We start from the raw sequence: 15,612 nt of genomic DNA, 5'->3' as shown, positions 1-15,612 counted from the left end.
GATTAGCTAATTTGCATTTCACTGTATCCAACAGCCTTACCAATCAAGGTTCCGCTGGTACAGTTGGTAATTTTCACATTGACAAAATCACCGATTTTATAATTTTCCCTTGGGAAAACAACCATAAAACTTTGTGAATTTCGCCCTGATAAATCTTTATCTGATTTTTTAGAAACTTTTTCTACCAAAACTTCTACAGTTTTGCCTAAAAATTCTTTGGTTCTGATTCCGCTGTGAATACGTTGTAAATCCACGATTTCCTGTAGTCTGCGCAACTTTGTTTCTTCTGCTACATCGTCTTCCATTTTTCTACCGGCTAATGTTCCCGGACGTTCGGAATACGAATACATATAGCCAAAACCATATTTCACAGCTTCCATCAAACTCAAAGTGTCCTGATGATCTGCTTCCGTTTCTGTTGGGAAACCGGCAATCATATCTTGTGTAACACTAGCATCAGGAATGATTTGATGAATTTTATCAATCAATTGTAAATATTCTGCACGCGTGTGCAAACGATTCATTTCTTTTAGAATTCTGTCGCTTCCACTTTGAACAGGTAAATGAACATGTTTACAAACATTTGGATATTTGGCAATGACATGCAGCACTTCTTCGTGCATATCCTGTGGATTTGAAGTTGAAAAACGAATGCGCATTTTCGGAAATTGTACCGCAACCATTTCTAATAATTGATCAAAACCAACCGCTGTCGCCTTTTGCATTTCGGAAGCTTTATCAAAATCTTTTTTCAAACCGCCGCCATACCAAAGATAGCTATCTACATTCTGACCAAGAAGCGTCACTTCTTTAAATCCGTTATTCCATAAATCTTTGATTTCTTCAAGAATACTTTGAGGTTCACGACTGCGTTCACGTCCGCGGGTGAAAGGAACTACACAAAATGTACACATATTATCACAACCGCGAGTAATAGAAACAAGAGCGGTAACGCCATTGCTCATTAAACGCACCGGCGATATATCGCCATAGGTTTCTTCCTTCGATAAAATTACATTGATAGCATCTCTGCCGTCTTCGACTTCTTTTAACAAATTGGGTAAATCCTTATAAGCATCCGGACCAACAACCATGTCGACGATTTTCTCTTCATCAAGAAATTTCTCTTTCAAACGTTCTGCCATACAGCCCAAAACACCTACTTTCATTCCAGGGTTTACTTCGCGCTTGACGGCATTGTATTTCTCCAGACGTTTTCTAACGGTTTGTTCTGCTTTATCGCGAATAGAACAGGTGTTTACCAAAACCAAGTCGGCTTCTTCTAATATAGTTGTAGTGTTATAACCTTCGTTGGTCAATATGGAAGCTACCACTTCACTGTCCGAAAAATTCATCGCACAGCCATAGCTTTCTATAAATAGTTTTTTGGTGTTTTCTTTTTTATGTTCCAAAACAAGACTGGTGCCTTGTTTTTTCTCGTCAATTTCCTTTTCCATAATAATAAATCACTTTCGCGACAGCAAAGATAATACTAAATTATAAAATATGACAAGATGGCAGTTGAGGTTTAACAAAAGATTTGGAAAGAGAAAAGAGATACTATATTAAGGTATAATTCTGAAAATTATTTTGCATTTAATCGTTAAAAAATAGCAATAAAACGGTTTTTTAAAAAAAACAATTACTTTTGCCGACACAAACAATCGGGATATGGCAAAGAATTTAGTTATCGTTGAGTCACCAGCAAAGGCAAAAACAATCGAGAAATTTCTAGGAAGCGATTACCAAGTGGAGTCAAGTTATGGTCACATTGCCGACTTGCCTTCCAAAGAAATAGGGGTAGATGTTGCGAATGGTTTTAAGCCAAAATACGAAGTCTCATCAGATAAAAAAGCTTTGGTTACCAAACTAAAAGGACTAGCTAAAAACGCCGATATGGTTTGGTTAGCTTCCGATGAGGACCGCGAGGGAGAAGCCATTTCCTGGCATTTAGCGGAAGAATTAAAATTAGATAAAAGCAAAACCAAAAGAATTGTTTTCCACGAAATTACCAAAAACGCCATCCTAAAAGCGATTGATAATCCAAGAGAAATCGATTATAATTTAGTTAATGCTCAACAAGCACGTAGAGTTTTAGACAGATTGGTTGGATACGAACTTTCGCCTGTATTATGGAAAAAAGTAAAAGGCGGATTATCTGCCGGTCGTGTGCAATCGGTTTCAGTGCGTTTAATTGTTGAACGTGAAAGAGAAATTCAGGAATTCAAACCAGTAGCTTCTTATTCGGTGACTGCAGAATTCACCAACGAAGCCGGAAAAGTAGTAAAAGCTAAATTGCCAAAAAACTTCGCAACCAAAAAGGAAGCAGAAGATTTTTTAAATAAAAATATAGGTTCTACATATAAAGTAGCCGATTTAGAAACCAAGCCAACAAAGAAATCACCAGCAGCGCCGTTTACAACATCAACCTTGCAACAGGAAGCCGCACGTAAATTGTATTTGCCGGTTGGAATTACGATGCAAGTCGCGCAACGTTTATACGAAGCCGGTTTGATTACGTATATGAGAACGGATAGTGTAAACTTGTCACAAGAAGCGATGGCTGCTGCTGAAGCTGAAATTACCAAATCATACGGAAGAGAGTTCTCAAAACCGAGAACGTTCAGTAATAAAAGTAAAGGTGCACAAGAGGCACACGAAGCGATTCGTCCAACAGATATGTCACGCAGTTCTGTGAATGTTGAAAGAGATCAGGCGCGTTTATACGATTTGATTTGGAAAAGAACTTTGGCCTCACAAATGAGCGATGCTGAATTGGAAAGAACCAACGTAAAAATTGAAGCTAATAATCATTCAGAAGTTTTTCAGGCATCGGGAGAAGTAATCAAATTTGAAGGTTTCTTAAAAGTTTATTTAGAAGGTAATGATGATGACGATGAAGAACAAGAAGGAATGTTGCCTGCATTAAAAGTGAATGAAAGATTATTAAACAACAACATCACTGCAACCGAAAGATATACAAGAGCAGCTTCAAGATATACAGAAGCTTCTTTGGTAAAGAAATTAGAAGAATTAGGAATTGGTCGTCCATCGACTTACGCGCCAACGATTTCTACTATCATAGCTAGAACGTATGTTGAAAAAGGAAACCTAGAAGGTGTAGAAAGAAAATATACGCAGCTTATGCTTCAGGCAAATAAAGTTGACGAAAAGATTTTAAAAGAAAATACAGGTTCTGATAAAGGGAAATTAGTCCCAACAGATATTGGAACAATTGTGAATGACTTTTTGGTAAAGAATTTTGCTGCGATTTTAGATTATAATTTTACGGCTAAAGTAGAGCAGGACTTTGACGAAATCGCCGAAGGAAATATTGATTGGGCGAAGATGATGCAGGATTTCTACGATAAGTTTCATCCAAATGTTCTTGAAGTAGGCGAAAATGCTGAACGTGAAAGCGGCGAAAGAATATTAGGTAAAGATCCAAAAACAGGTAAACAGGTTTTGGTTCGTTTAGGAAAATTTGGTCCGGTGGCCCAAATTGGAGAAGCTGACGATGAAGAAAAACAATTCGCAAGTTTGCGTCAGGAGCAAAATATTGGCAGCATCACTTTAGAAGAAGCATTGAATTTATTTTTGTTGCCAAAAAACCTTGGTATATATAAAGGAGAAGAAGTTGAAGTAAGCAATGGTCGTTTTGGACCTTATGTTCGTTTCGGAAAACAATTCATCTCGTTACCAAAAGGCGAAGATCCATTAGATGTTACTATGGATAGAGCGCAAGAGTTGATAAATGAAAAAGCTCAGGCTGATGCACCAATTGCGACTTATAAGAATGAGCCGGTTCAAAAAGGGGTTGGTCGTTTTGGTCCATTCTTGAAATGGAACGGGATTTTTATCAATGTAAGTAAAAAATACAACTTTGATAACCTATCGCAAGCTGATGTAGAAGAATTGATAGAAGAGAAATTACAAAAGAATATCGATAAGGTAATCCACAATTGGAAAGAAGAAGGAATCCTGGTTGAAAAAGCACGTTGGGGAAAATCAGTAATCACCAAAGGCAAAATCAAGATTGAATTAAATAAAGATGTTGATGCTTCAAAATTGACTTTGGAACAAGTGAAAGAGTTGATAGAGAAGAAAACACCGGCAAAAAAACCAGCTGCTAAAAAAGCAACAACCAAAAAAGCACCTGCTAAAAAGAAATAATCTATGGAATTTGATTTTCTGTCACCAGTTGATAACGAAATTATTCAATACATAAACGGATTGTCGTCACAGCATTTGGGGAGCAAAGTTGCGTTTCATACGGATAAAGACTTTCCTGATATCGACAAAGTAAAAATTGCCATCATTGGTGTTTTAGAAAACCGTGGTGCAGTAAACTACGTTGATGACGAAGTAAATCTGGATGCCGTTCGAAAAGAATTATATGGTTTGTTTCCTGGAAACTGGCAAAGCTCCATTGCCGATTTGGGAGATATTATTCCGGGAAATTCATTAGAAGATACTTTTTTTGCTTTACAAAAAGTGGCGGCTAAATTAATCCGAAAAGGAATTATTCCGATTGTTATTGGTGGTTCGCAGGATTTGACTTATCCTTTATACAGAGCATACGATAAGCAGGAACAAATGGTTAACCTGGTTTCTATAGACAGTAAATTTGATTTTGGCAAACAGGAAGAAGGAATAACAGCCAATTCGTATTTGTCTAAAATAATTTTGGACGAGCCTAATAACCTTTTTAATTATACCAATATAGGATATCAAACCTATTATAATTCTCAGGAAGAGATTGATTTAATAGAAAAATTATTTTTTGATGCTTACAGATTAGGCGAAATTTCTAACAATATTGAATTGTCTGAACCAACATTACGCGATGCAGATATAGTAAGCATAGATTTAAATGCTGTAAAGTCTTCATATTCAGGAAATTTTGCTACTTTTACACCAAATGGTTTTGATGGAAAAGAAATTTGTAGTCTATCAAGATATTCAGGTATAAGTGACAAGGTGAGTTCTCTGGGAATTTTTAATTATAATAATAAGAAAGAAGGCTCAGTGCTCATTGCCCAAATAATATGGTATTTTATCGAAGGTGTTAATTATCGTTCTAATGAGTATCCATTTGGAACAAAAGAAAATTACTTAAAATACATTGTTCCATTAGAAAACGATGAATTAGTATTCTATAAGAGTAATAAAACCGGGAGATGGTGGATAGAAATAAATTTTTTTGCAGGACAACACAATAAACTAAAAAAAAATACGTTATTATCTTGTTCGCATGATGAATATTTAGCTGCTTGCAATAATGAAATACCGGAAAGATGGTGGAAAGCGCAAAGGAAAAATTCAATATAATAAAAATAAAAACATAAAAAACTTACAAATAACACATAAAAGTAACGTTTTATCGTTAAAAAGTGCATTTAATCGATAAAATATTTTTTTAATTACAAGATAAATTCTATTTTTGGAATGTGATTTACTATTGTGGAAAATTGTATGATGAAATTTAATATTAATTAATTGCTTTTTTGAAAAATAATAAATAGGTTTACGCCCTTAAAAAAATAGTTCAAATTAACCCCAATATATACATATGAAGAAGTTCATAACATTTGCGTCATTTTTAGCTTTATTAACCAGTTGTGGTGGATCAAGTGATAAAGGTGAGTTGGTAGGAGTTAAAGGAAAAAAATGGCGCCCAGAAAAGCCATTTGGAATGACTTTGATACCTGGTGGATCTTACATTATGGGTAAATCTGATGATGACCCAGCTAATATTCAAGATTCGCCTACTAAAACGGTTACCGTTAGATCATTCTATATGGATGAAACCGAAATCACAAATAGTGAGTACCGTCAGTTTGTGGAATGGGTAAAAGACTCTACAATAAGAGTACGTTTAGCTATTCTTGCTGATGAAGTTGGACAAACTTCTACCGGTAAAGGAGGAAAAGGCGGAGGAAAAGGTGGAAGCATCGGAGATTTTGCTTTTAACGATACCGATCCTGCTAAAATGACTCCATACGATAAGTATATGTATGAGAATTATTATAGTGTAGGAACTGATGATGATCCTTATGCAGGAAGAAGATTGAATAAAAAAATTAAACTTATAAAAGATACTAAGAAATATCCGGACGAGTATTACACTGAAGTTATGGATACTATGTATTTGCCAATGGCAGAATCTTTTAATGGTTTAAGAACTATAGATGTTCGTAAATTAAAATTCAGATACTCTTGGATGGATATTCAGGCAGCTGCAAAAGCTAAAAAAGGTAAAAGAAGTGATTTCATCAGAACTGAACAGCAACTTGTTTATCCTGACACTACAGTTTGGATAAAAGATTTTGCTTACTCCTATAATGAGCCAATGCACAATGATTATTTTTGGCACCAAGCGTATGGCGAATATCCTGTAGTTGGTGTTAGCTGGAAACAGGCAAAAGCATTTTGTGCTTGGAGAACGTTAAACAAAAATTCTTACATCAAATCAAAGAAGAAGAAGCAGGATTTAATAAACTCCTTCCGTCTTCCTATTGAATCAGAATGGGAATACGCTGCCAGAGGTGGATTAGAATCAGCAACTTTCCCATGGGGTGGACCTTATGCTAAAAATGACAGAGGTTGTTTCTTAGCTAATTTCAAACCTAACAGAGGAGATTATGCTGCCGATCAGGCTTTATATACAGTAGAAGCAAAATCATATGAGCCAAATGGCTATAATTTGTACAATATGTCAGGAAATGTGGCTGAATGGACAGATACAGCATATGATGCAGCGGCTTACGAGTATGTATCTTCAATAAATCCAAATGTTTCTGATTTAAAAAACATGAGAAAAGCTGTTCGCGGTGGTTCATGGAAAGATGTTGCTTACTTCTTACAAGTAGGAACCAGAGATTTTGAATATGCAGATTCAGCAAGAAGCTACATTGGTTTCCGTACAGTTCAGGATTATATGGGAACTCAGGTTACCAAGAATGCTGCACCTAAAAAGTAATTTCAAAACTAACTTAAATATAAATTAAAACTAACTAACTAAAATTTTATTATTATGGCATTATTAAGCAAAAAAGCAATGAATTTCGCATACGGGATGGGAGCAGCAGTTGTAATCCTTGGAGCATTATTCAAAATTACTCACCTTGAATTTGGATTTATTACGGGTAACTTAATGTTAACTATTGGTCTTGTAACGGAAGCTTTAATCTTTGGTTTGTCTGCTTTTGAACCTGTTGACAACGAATTAGACTGGTCGCTAGTTTATCCAGAATTAGCTGGTGGTGAAGCAAAAGCTAAAAAAGTAAAAACAGAAGATGCTACTGACGCGCAAGGTTTATTGTCTCAAAAATTAGACGCTATGTTGAAAGAAGCTAAAGTTGACAGTGCGTTGATGGAAAGCTTAGGAAATAGCATCAAAAACTTTGAAGGTGCAGCAAAAGCTATATCTCCAACAGTTGATTCTGTTGCTTCAACTAAAAAATATGCTGAAGAAATGACTAAAGCAGCTACTCAATTAGAAACTTTGAACGGTTTATACCAAGTTCAATTACAAAGCGCTGAAAGAAACGCAAAAATTAACGATGAGGTTGCTGAAAACAATTTAAAATTAAAAGATCAAATGCAAAGCTTGACTTCTAACCTTTCTACATTGAATAATGTATACGGTGGAATGCTTTCTGCAATGAGTAACAAAGGATAATTAGTTATATAACTATATATTTTAAACAAAATAATAATTTAAACTAATTAGAAAAAATGGCAGGAGGAAAATTAACCCCTAGACAGAAGATGATTAACCTGATGTACTTGGTATTCATCGCGATGTTGGCATTGAACATGTCAAAAGAAGTATTATCGGCTTTTGGAATTTTAAATAAAAAGATTGTTGAATCTAACGCGCTTACTACAGCTCGAAATGATGATGCATTTGCGCAATTGGCTCAAAAAGCATCAGAGCAAGGAAAGCAGTTTGGTGACAAAAAAATCAAGGTTGAAAAAATCAGAGCTTTATCAAAAGAATTTTACTCTTATATAGAAGATTTAAAAAACAAATCATCTGAGAAATTCGACTTGAATGAAGAAGGGGTTTATGAGAAAATGGATAAAGGAGATTTCTTTGATAACTTGTTCTTCAAAGGAGATAAAGTATCTAAAGAAGGTCAGGAGTTTTTAGATAGAATTCAAAATTATACAAATCAGGTAAAGCAAATTGGTGGAAGTGCCATCGCTGCTACTGAAATGAAAAAAATTGAGGACAGATTTGCTACAAATCCTGTTAAATCTAAAAATGCAGGTGCTACGGTTTCTTGGATTGATTACAATTACAAAGGATTCCCATTAATTGCATCTATTACAAAATTATCACAATTACAAGCCGATATCAAAACTACAGAAAGCGACATTATCGCTGGTATGTTCCAAACAAGTTTGATCTCTGCTGCATCTTTAACGAAATACCAACCAATTGTTGTTCCTGAAAAAACAGCTTTCTTCCAAGGAGAAGCAGTTAAAGGAAAAATCATTCTTGGTAAATTTGACCCGGATTTGGTTGCAAAATCAGTTGTCGTAAACGGTCAATCTGTTAAAGCTACTGCTGGACAAGCAGATTTCTCATTCGGAGCGGGTGCTGTAGGTGAGCATGAAATTACAGGTTCTTTTAATTTCGATGAAGGTGGAAAGATAGTAAGTTTACCAATCAAAGGAAACTATGTTGTAGTTCCTAAACCGCAATCAGCAAATATATCTGCTGATAAAATGAATGTAGTGTACAGAGGATTAGCAAATCCAATGACAATATCATTTGCTGGTATCACTGACAATAAAGTTACTGCTTCTGCTCCGGGTATGACTAGAGGTGCTAAGCCTGGTCAATATAATCTAAGCCCTGGTTCAGGGACTGAAGTTACCGTTAGTGTAACGGGTGAATTACCAGACAAATCTAAAGTGTCAGATAAGAAAGTATTTAGAATCAAAAACATCCCTGCTCCGGCTGGTGCAATTGGTGGTGTGACAGGAGTTCAAAAAGGAGCTAAATCTCGTTTAGAGGTTTCTACAGTTACTGCTGATCTTCTTGACTTCGTTTATGATTTAAAATATGAGGTTACTCGTTTTAGTTTCAAAGTTCCTGGACAGGCAGCTGTTATTGTTAGCGGTAATAGAGTTGATGCAAAATGTAAAGCAGCTTTAGCAAGAGCATCAAAAGGTGACCAAATATCTATCTTTGATATTAAAACAAGAATTGTTGGAGCTTCAGGAATTGTCCCTAAAGATGCTGCACCGGTTATTTACGAAATACAATAATAATTTAAGTTGAAGAGAAACCTACTTAAATAACTTATATTATAAATTATGAAAATTAAAAATCTTTTATCAGTAATTTTTGCAGTAGCAATGAGTGCTTCAACTTATGCTCAGGCAAACTTGTTGAATTCCAAAACTCCGGATGAGATTGGAAAGAAAACACCTGCACAGTTAATTTCTGACAACGACAAACCATTACCTTATGGTTATGTTCACGACAGGGATGTCTTAATGGGTAAAACCATTTGGGAGTTTATTGACGTTGATGAGAGAATTAATTTCCCTTTGTATTATCCAATTGATACGGCTTACGTTGGTAAAGAAAGAAGATCACTTTTCGACGTACTTGTAAAAAACATCAAAAGTGGTAAAATAACAGAAGTATATACTGATGATTATTTCAATATTAAGAAAACGTTTAAAGATATGGAGTCTTCATTTACTTACATCGATACAACTGATGCAGGTAAGGACGAAATAAACAACTACTATGATGATTATAAAAGCGGAGCTAAAGTTTTAGACCCACAGTATATCAATAAAAAAGAATTGGATGCCAGTTATATTTCAGGCTACAAAATCAAAGGTTATTGGTATTTTGACAAACGTCAAGGTGAGTTGAAATACAGACTGTTAGCTTTGTGTCCGGTTACTCCTGAGGCAAGAGACGCCGGGAATGAAAAAGCCGATGTAATTGATTTGTTCTGGGTTTACTTCCCTACAGTAAGAGATATACTGCATGAGTCGAAGGCCTTTAACGATAAGAATTCTGCAATGCCAATCACGTTTGACCATTTGTTAAACTCCCGAAGATTTAACGGTGAGATTTACAAAGAAGAAAATGTTTATGGTGATAGAGAAATTCAACAATACATGAAGGACAATTCACAGGCACAGCTTTTGGAATCTGAAAGAGTAAAAGAGAAGATTCGTAGTTTTGAGTCTGACATGTGGAATTACTAAGAAATATTTCATAATACAATATAAAACTCTCATCTTTATGGTGAGAGTTTTTTTTAGCTATAAATGATGACAGATTATATTATTGTTGGTTCAGGATTAGCAGGCATCGCTTTTGCAGAAACACTTTTGCAGCACAATAAATCATTTATAGTTTTTGATAATAACTCACAAAGTTCAAGCAGCATTGCCGGCGGATTGTATAATCCGGTAATCTTAAAAAGATTTAGCCAGGTTTGGAATGCTAATAAACAACTTGAGTTGGCAAATAGTTTTTACGCTGTAATTGAAAAAAAACTTGCAACTCAATTCGATTTTAAAATTCCTATTTACAGAAAGTTCTTTTCTGTAGAAGAACAAAATAATTGGTTCACAGCTTCCGATAAGCCTAATCTGGCACCATTTCTTTCTACTACTATCGTTCACAAAAAATACAATGGGATTGATTCACCTTTTGGATATGGCGAAGTCCTGCATACTGGCTATGTTGATACGATTACTTTGCTTACCCATTATCACGAGTATTTAAAAAGTTTAAATTTATTTGTTTCAGACACTTTTGATTATACAGCTGTGAAAACATTTGACGACCATATCGAATACCAAAATAGAAAAGCCAAACACATTGTCTTCGCAGAAGGATTTGGGATGCATTCTAATCCATTTTTTAATCAGTTACCGCTTGACGGAACTAAAGGAGAATTATTCATTATTAGAGCAGCTGATTTAGATTTGGATGTGATTATAAATACCAGTGTTTTTATTTTGCCTTTGGGCGATAATCTTTTTAAAGTAGGCGCAACCTATAATTGGGAAGACAAAACAAACACGCCAACTGCAGAAGGAAAACAGGAATTGATTGATAGAATAAAGGAAATTCTAAACTGTGATTTTGAAATTGTAGAACATTTTGCCGGCGTAAGACCAACAGTCAAAGACAGAAGACCATTGCTTGGCACGCATCCGAAACATGCAAATCTTCATATTTTAAACGGTCTCGGAACTCGTGGTGTGATGCTGGCGCCAACGTTGGCCAAAGATTTATACGACTTTATCGAAAATGGAAAACCATTAGATAAGACAATCGATATAAAAAGATATGCTATTTGGTAGCAGCATCTTTATCGAAACTCACAAACATATTGATGTAAATATTCCGGGCTAATCTTGTGTTAAGTGGCATCAAAACAACCAGAGCTATAATGATGGCAATAAATGATGGTGTTAATGCTAATCCCAAAAGAAATTTTGAAATGATAAACGCCGCCACTCCAACAGCAACCGTCAATCCATAATTTACATACATCGCCCCATAAAAAAACGAAGGCTCTAACTGATATTGTAAGCCACAATGACTGCAATTCTCGTGCATTTCAAAAATCTTTGGTAAGTTGTATGGATTTTTATCAACATACATGCTTTCTTCCTGACATCTTGGACAAGTTCCTGTTAAAATGCTATTTAGTTTGGATCCTTTTTTTAACATTTGCAAAAAATTTTAATTTAATTCCGTTTGGTATACAAAGGTAAACCCAAAGGAAGGCTTCAATACTAATATACTATTCTTTTTCTCTATGTTAAATATCCATAACTTATCGGTTTCTTTTGGCGGCACATACCTTTTTGAAGAGGTAACTTTTCGTTTAGGTTCCGGAGACAGAGTAGGGCTTGTTGGAAAAAACGGCGCCGGAAAATCAACGATGCTAAAAATTCTTGCCGGCGATTTCAAACCCGATTCAGGTCAGATTGCCACCGAGAAGGAAATTAAAATGGGTTTTCTTCGTCAGGATATCGATTTTGACCACGGAAGAACCGTACTTGAAGAAGCGTATGAAGCGTTTACTGAAATAAAAGCGGTTGAAAAAAAGCTTGAAAAAATAAACCACCAATTGGTTTCAAGAACCGATTATGAAAGCGAGGCTTATAGTCAAATCATTGAAGATTTATCCGATTACACGCATCGTTTTGAATTGCTTGGCGGTTATAATTATGTTGGTGATACCGAGAAAATATTATTGGGCTTAGGTTTTAAAAGAGAAGATTTCAACAACCAAACTGATACTTTTTCCGGTGGATGGAGAATGCGTATTGAGTTAGCCAAATTATTATTACAATCGAATGATATTTTATTGTTGGATGAGCCAACGAATCACTTGGATATCGAGAGTATCATTTGGCTGGAAGGATTTCTTCGAAACTTTCCGGGAGTTGTGGTAATTGTTTCCCACGATAAAATGTTTTTGGATAATGTGACCAATCGTACCATTGAAATCTCATTGGGCAAAGCTTATGATTACAACAAACCGTATTCACAATACTTAGTTTTGCGTGAAGAAATCAGAGAAAAGCAATTGGCTACCCAAAAAAATCAAGCCAAGAAAATAGAGGAAACCGAGAAGTTAATCGAAAAGTTCAGAGCCAAAGCATCAAAAGCCTCAATGGCACAATCGCTTATCAAGAAGTTGGACAAAGTAGAGCGTATCGAAGTGGATGAAGATGATACTTCTGTGATGAATATTTCGTTTCCGGTATCGCAAACTCCGGGGCGGGTTGTTATAGAAGCAGAACACGTAACCAAAGCGTATGGCGATAAAACGATTTTAAAAGACATTTCACTTCTGGTAGAACGCGGAAGCAAAATCGCTTTCGTAGGTCAAAATGGTCAGGGGAAATCGACCTTTATGAAAGCCATTGTCAATGAGTTTAAATATCAGGGTTCGATAAAACTCGGACACAATGTGCAGTTGGGTTATTTTGCCCAAAATCAGGCAGAATATTTAGACGGCGAAATTACCTTATTGGAAACCATGACGAATGCGGCAACCGACACGAATCGTTCTAAAGTTAGAGATATGTTGGGTTCGTTCCTGTTTCGTGGTGATGATGTAGAGAAAAAAGTAAAAGTACTTTCAGGTGGCGAACGAAATCGTTTGGCATTGTGTAAACTATTGTTGCAGCCTATCAACGTTTTGGTGATGGATGAGCCAACGAATCACCTGGATATCAAATCAAAGAATGTCCTGAAAGCGGCATTGAAAAAATATGAAGGAACCTTATTGCTGGTTTCTCACGACAGGGATTTTCTACAGGGAATGTCTAATATCGTATACGAATTCAAAGATCAAAAAATCAAGGAATATTTGGGTGACATCAACTTTTTCCTTGAACAGCGCAATTTGGAAAACATGCGCGAAGTAGAGAAGAAGGATGTTGCCAAAAAAGAAGCTCCAAAAGAAACAGCCAAAGTTTCCTATGAAGACCAAAAGAAAAGCAAATCACTTCAAAACCGCTTGAGTAAAGTAGAAAGCCAAATCAAACAATTGGAAATCGATATTCAGGCTGATGACAAAGCTTTAGCTTCAAACTATGACAAACATGTTGAAGACGCCAATTTCTTTATGGCATACAATAAGAAAAAACAGGAACTGGATAAACTGCTTGAAGAATGGGAAGTTGTTCAGGGAGAAATTGACTCGATGTAACTATTTAAACGGATGTCGTTGTTGCCAAACTAATGTTGGCTCCAGTTTTGGAAATATCTTATCAAAATACTTGTCAATCAATTTGTTGTTGTGATAAATAAATCCGGACATTAGAACAGGTTCAGCACCAATAGAACTTTTGATTTCCAGCGCAGTTCTTCCGAAGATTATTTCTTTGAATTGATTCTCAATGCCATATTTTGTCATGTTGTACAGCATATTCAAATAAAGCATTTTTTCTTTTTGAATTTGTTCATCATACCCCAGAAAATACGTTTCTAAAGTTGTTCCGTTGAGCAACAAGGTATGGAAACCAACCAGCTCATTATTTAAAAAATAACCAATTAGTATAAATCGGTTGCCACATTGTTTTTTAAAGGATGAGAAATGATTTTTGGCTAAAAAGAAAGTGTTGAAAGGTGCATTTCTGGCTACGTGATGATACAATTCGTAAATGCGTTCTTCATTAGACAGGATTTCTTCCAATGATAATTCCCGTGTTGTGATTCCTTCAAATTTTTTATGAGCGCGTTTGTATTGGTCACGGTATTTTTTAGAAAATGAGGCAACATAATCGTCATTTGTTTTCCAATTTTTATCCAATTCAAAAATCATATTGGGTTGCGTATTGAACTCATACATCTCAGAAAAAGAGGACTTCTTGAGTTCAACAGCGCAATTCTGATAAAAGTCTTTAAAGGAAACGATGTGGATTTTTATGTTTTGCTTTTTGAAGTAAGCCGTAATTTCTTTAGCACATTCATTTAGTAATTCGGCGACTGTTTTTAAATCAATTTTTTTATTGAAAACATAGCCGTTTTGCCCGGTTATCATATTGTTGCCAAGAAACAAAGCATGGGAAGCAAAGTTTTTGAAAACAAAATTTCGTGCATAGGTTTTAAAACATTTATCTCTTTCGCCAAATGATTCTAACTTATTCAAATTAAGATATTGCGCCAATGCTACACCAATAAGTTCCGATTTTTTAAAAATGCCAATATAAAAGCACTGCATGTTTGTGGGCGCCGATTCTTCTAAAACTTTCAGATAATACGTTTGCAAAAAAGCATTGTCATAGGCAACTTCATCCCAGGAATCAGGAAGTTGTGAAATGGCCGAATATATTTTATAGGTGGTTGTTTCCAAAAAGCTAAAAAAAATCGCCCTACAAAGGTAGAGCGATATGTTTATAATTAAATGTTAAACTATTTCCAGCCACAGATGATAGCACCCATAATAGTCAGCGATACTATCCAGTATCCGGCGTTGACTAAGATGTATTTCCATGATTTTTGCTCAAATAAAGCATTGATTGCAGTTATCGGCAGGGCAATAAATACACCGGCAAAACAACCATGTAATGCTCCGTGTTTAAAAGACCTGTAGACATCACCATGAGTTTTCATTAATTCGATAAAGCCTGGGTTTTCCGGATTTCCGTCAAACAAACCCAGTGCACCCATTTGGTGGTTTACAATAGCTGGCAGGATAAACGCAAGCATAAAAGAATAAATGATGGTCAATCCGAATACTTTTAGCATATTGGATTGTTTGGCTTTTTCTTCGGTCATTCCGGTTTCCTTCATCCAGATGGTTCCGAAAACAGCCGGGCTGTACCAGATGAATCCAATAACTAAAGTCACAAATGTAGCGGCAATAACTGCTAAAAAATTAAATGGCATGTTCTCCATATTGTTTAGGTTTAATTGGTTAGTGTACCAAATGTAAAAAATATTTTTTAAATCTATTTTTTTTTGACAACTAATCAATTTTAATAGGAATTTTATAGATTTTTGTAAGATAAAGTAATGAAAAAATAAAGCGACTATGCATTTCGTCGATTTTATTTGTTTTTAAACGATAATACTTATAGTTTTACTTCGTC

12 protein-coding genes are annotated in these 15,612 nt (G+C 35.4%); 8 read left to right on the top strand and 4 right to left on the bottom strand.

Translation table 11 applies throughout. The features are described from left to right. Positions 1 to 2 precede the first annotated feature (2 nt). Positions 3 to 1,457 carry a tRNA (N6-isopentenyl adenosine(37)-C2)-methylthiotransferase MiaB gene (miaB, locus tag GS03_RS00845; protein WP_136150689.1) on the bottom strand — a complete coding sequence of 485 codons (1,455 nt, stop codon included), beginning with the start codon at positions 1,455 to 1,457 and terminating at the stop codon, positions 3 to 5. Positions 1,458 to 1,671: 214 nt separating this feature from the next. Between miaB and topA the strand changes: the two genes are divergently transcribed. From topA to GS03_RS00810, 7 genes are all read left to right on the top strand, one after another. Then, positions 1,672 to 4,173 (top strand): type I DNA topoisomerase, encoded by a 2,502-nt coding sequence (gene topA / locus GS03_RS00840; protein ID WP_136150688.1) that lies wholly within the window; start codon positions 1,672 to 1,674, stop codon positions 4,171 to 4,173. 3 nt (positions 4,174 to 4,176) lie between these two features. Beyond that, a complete protein-coding gene (locus GS03_RS00835; protein WP_136150687.1) occupies positions 4,177 to 5,331 on the top strand; it encodes a formimidoylglutamase in 1,155 nt (384 codons plus the stop codon). Between the two features lie 241 nt (positions 5,332 to 5,572). Beyond that, positions 5,573 to 6,982, top strand: a complete 1,410-nt coding sequence (gene porK, locus GS03_RS00830; RefSeq protein ID WP_136150686.1) for a T9SS ring complex lipoprotein PorK/GldK — start codon at positions 5,573 to 5,575, stop codon at positions 6,980 to 6,982. Positions 6,983 to 7,036: 54 nt separating this feature from the next. Next, positions 7,037 to 7,684, top strand: coding sequence for a type IX secretion system motor protein PorL/GldL (gene porL, locus GS03_RS00825; protein WP_136150685.1), 648 nt, complete (start codon positions 7,037 to 7,039; stop codon positions 7,682 to 7,684). 56 nt (positions 7,685 to 7,740) lie between these two features. Continuing rightward, the gene (gene porM / locus GS03_RS00820) at positions 7,741 to 9,285 is read left to right on the top strand and encodes a type IX secretion system motor protein PorM/GldM (protein WP_136150684.1); all 1,545 of its coding nucleotides are present in this window, start codon (positions 7,741 to 7,743) and stop codon (positions 9,283 to 9,285) included. Between the two features lie 48 nt (positions 9,286 to 9,333). After that, complete coding sequence (gene porN, locus GS03_RS00815; protein ID WP_136150683.1) at positions 9,334 to 10,248, top strand: type IX secretion system ring subunit PorN/GldN; 915 nt, start codon at positions 9,334 to 9,336, stop codon at positions 10,246 to 10,248. Positions 10,249 to 10,314: 66 nt separating this feature from the next. After that, a complete protein-coding gene (locus GS03_RS00810) occupies positions 10,315 to 11,358 on the top strand; it encodes an NAD(P)/FAD-dependent oxidoreductase (protein WP_136153031.1) in 1,044 nt (347 codons plus the stop codon). Here the strand turns inward: GS03_RS00810 and GS03_RS00805 are convergent. Beyond that, positions 11,348 to 11,731, bottom strand: a complete 384-nt coding sequence (locus tag GS03_RS00805; protein WP_136150682.1) for a DUF983 domain-containing protein — start codon at positions 11,729 to 11,731, stop codon at positions 11,348 to 11,350. The genes GS03_RS00810 and GS03_RS00805 overlap by 11 nt on opposite strands. A gap of 88 nt (positions 11,732 to 11,819) precedes the next feature. On the opposite strand from GS03_RS00805, the gene abc-f reads away from it, so the two are divergent. Continuing rightward, a complete protein-coding gene (abc-f, locus tag GS03_RS00800) occupies positions 11,820 to 13,727 on the top strand; it encodes a ribosomal protection-like ABC-F family protein (protein ID WP_136150681.1) in 1,908 nt (635 codons plus the stop codon). On the opposite strand, the gene GS03_RS00795 is transcribed toward abc-f, so the two are convergent. Beyond that, entirely contained in the window at positions 13,728 to 14,873 is a 1,146-nt protein-coding gene (locus GS03_RS00795) for a GNAT family N-acetyltransferase (RefSeq protein WP_136150680.1), read from the bottom strand. Positions 14,874 to 14,932: 59 nt separating this feature from the next. Next, a complete protein-coding gene (locus GS03_RS00790; RefSeq protein ID WP_317128580.1) occupies positions 14,933 to 15,418 on the bottom strand; it encodes a DUF1761 domain-containing protein in 486 nt (161 codons plus the stop codon). Positions 15,419 to 15,612 lie beyond the last annotated feature (194 nt).

Origin of the sequence: Flavobacterium sangjuense, assembly GCF_004797125.1 — a bacterium.
Taxonomy (GTDB): Bacteria; Bacteroidota; Bacteroidia; order Flavobacteriales; family Flavobacteriaceae; genus Flavobacterium; species Flavobacterium sangjuense.
Note: the sequence above shows the minus strand (reverse complement) of the source record. Positions and strands in the feature narration are given on the sequence as shown.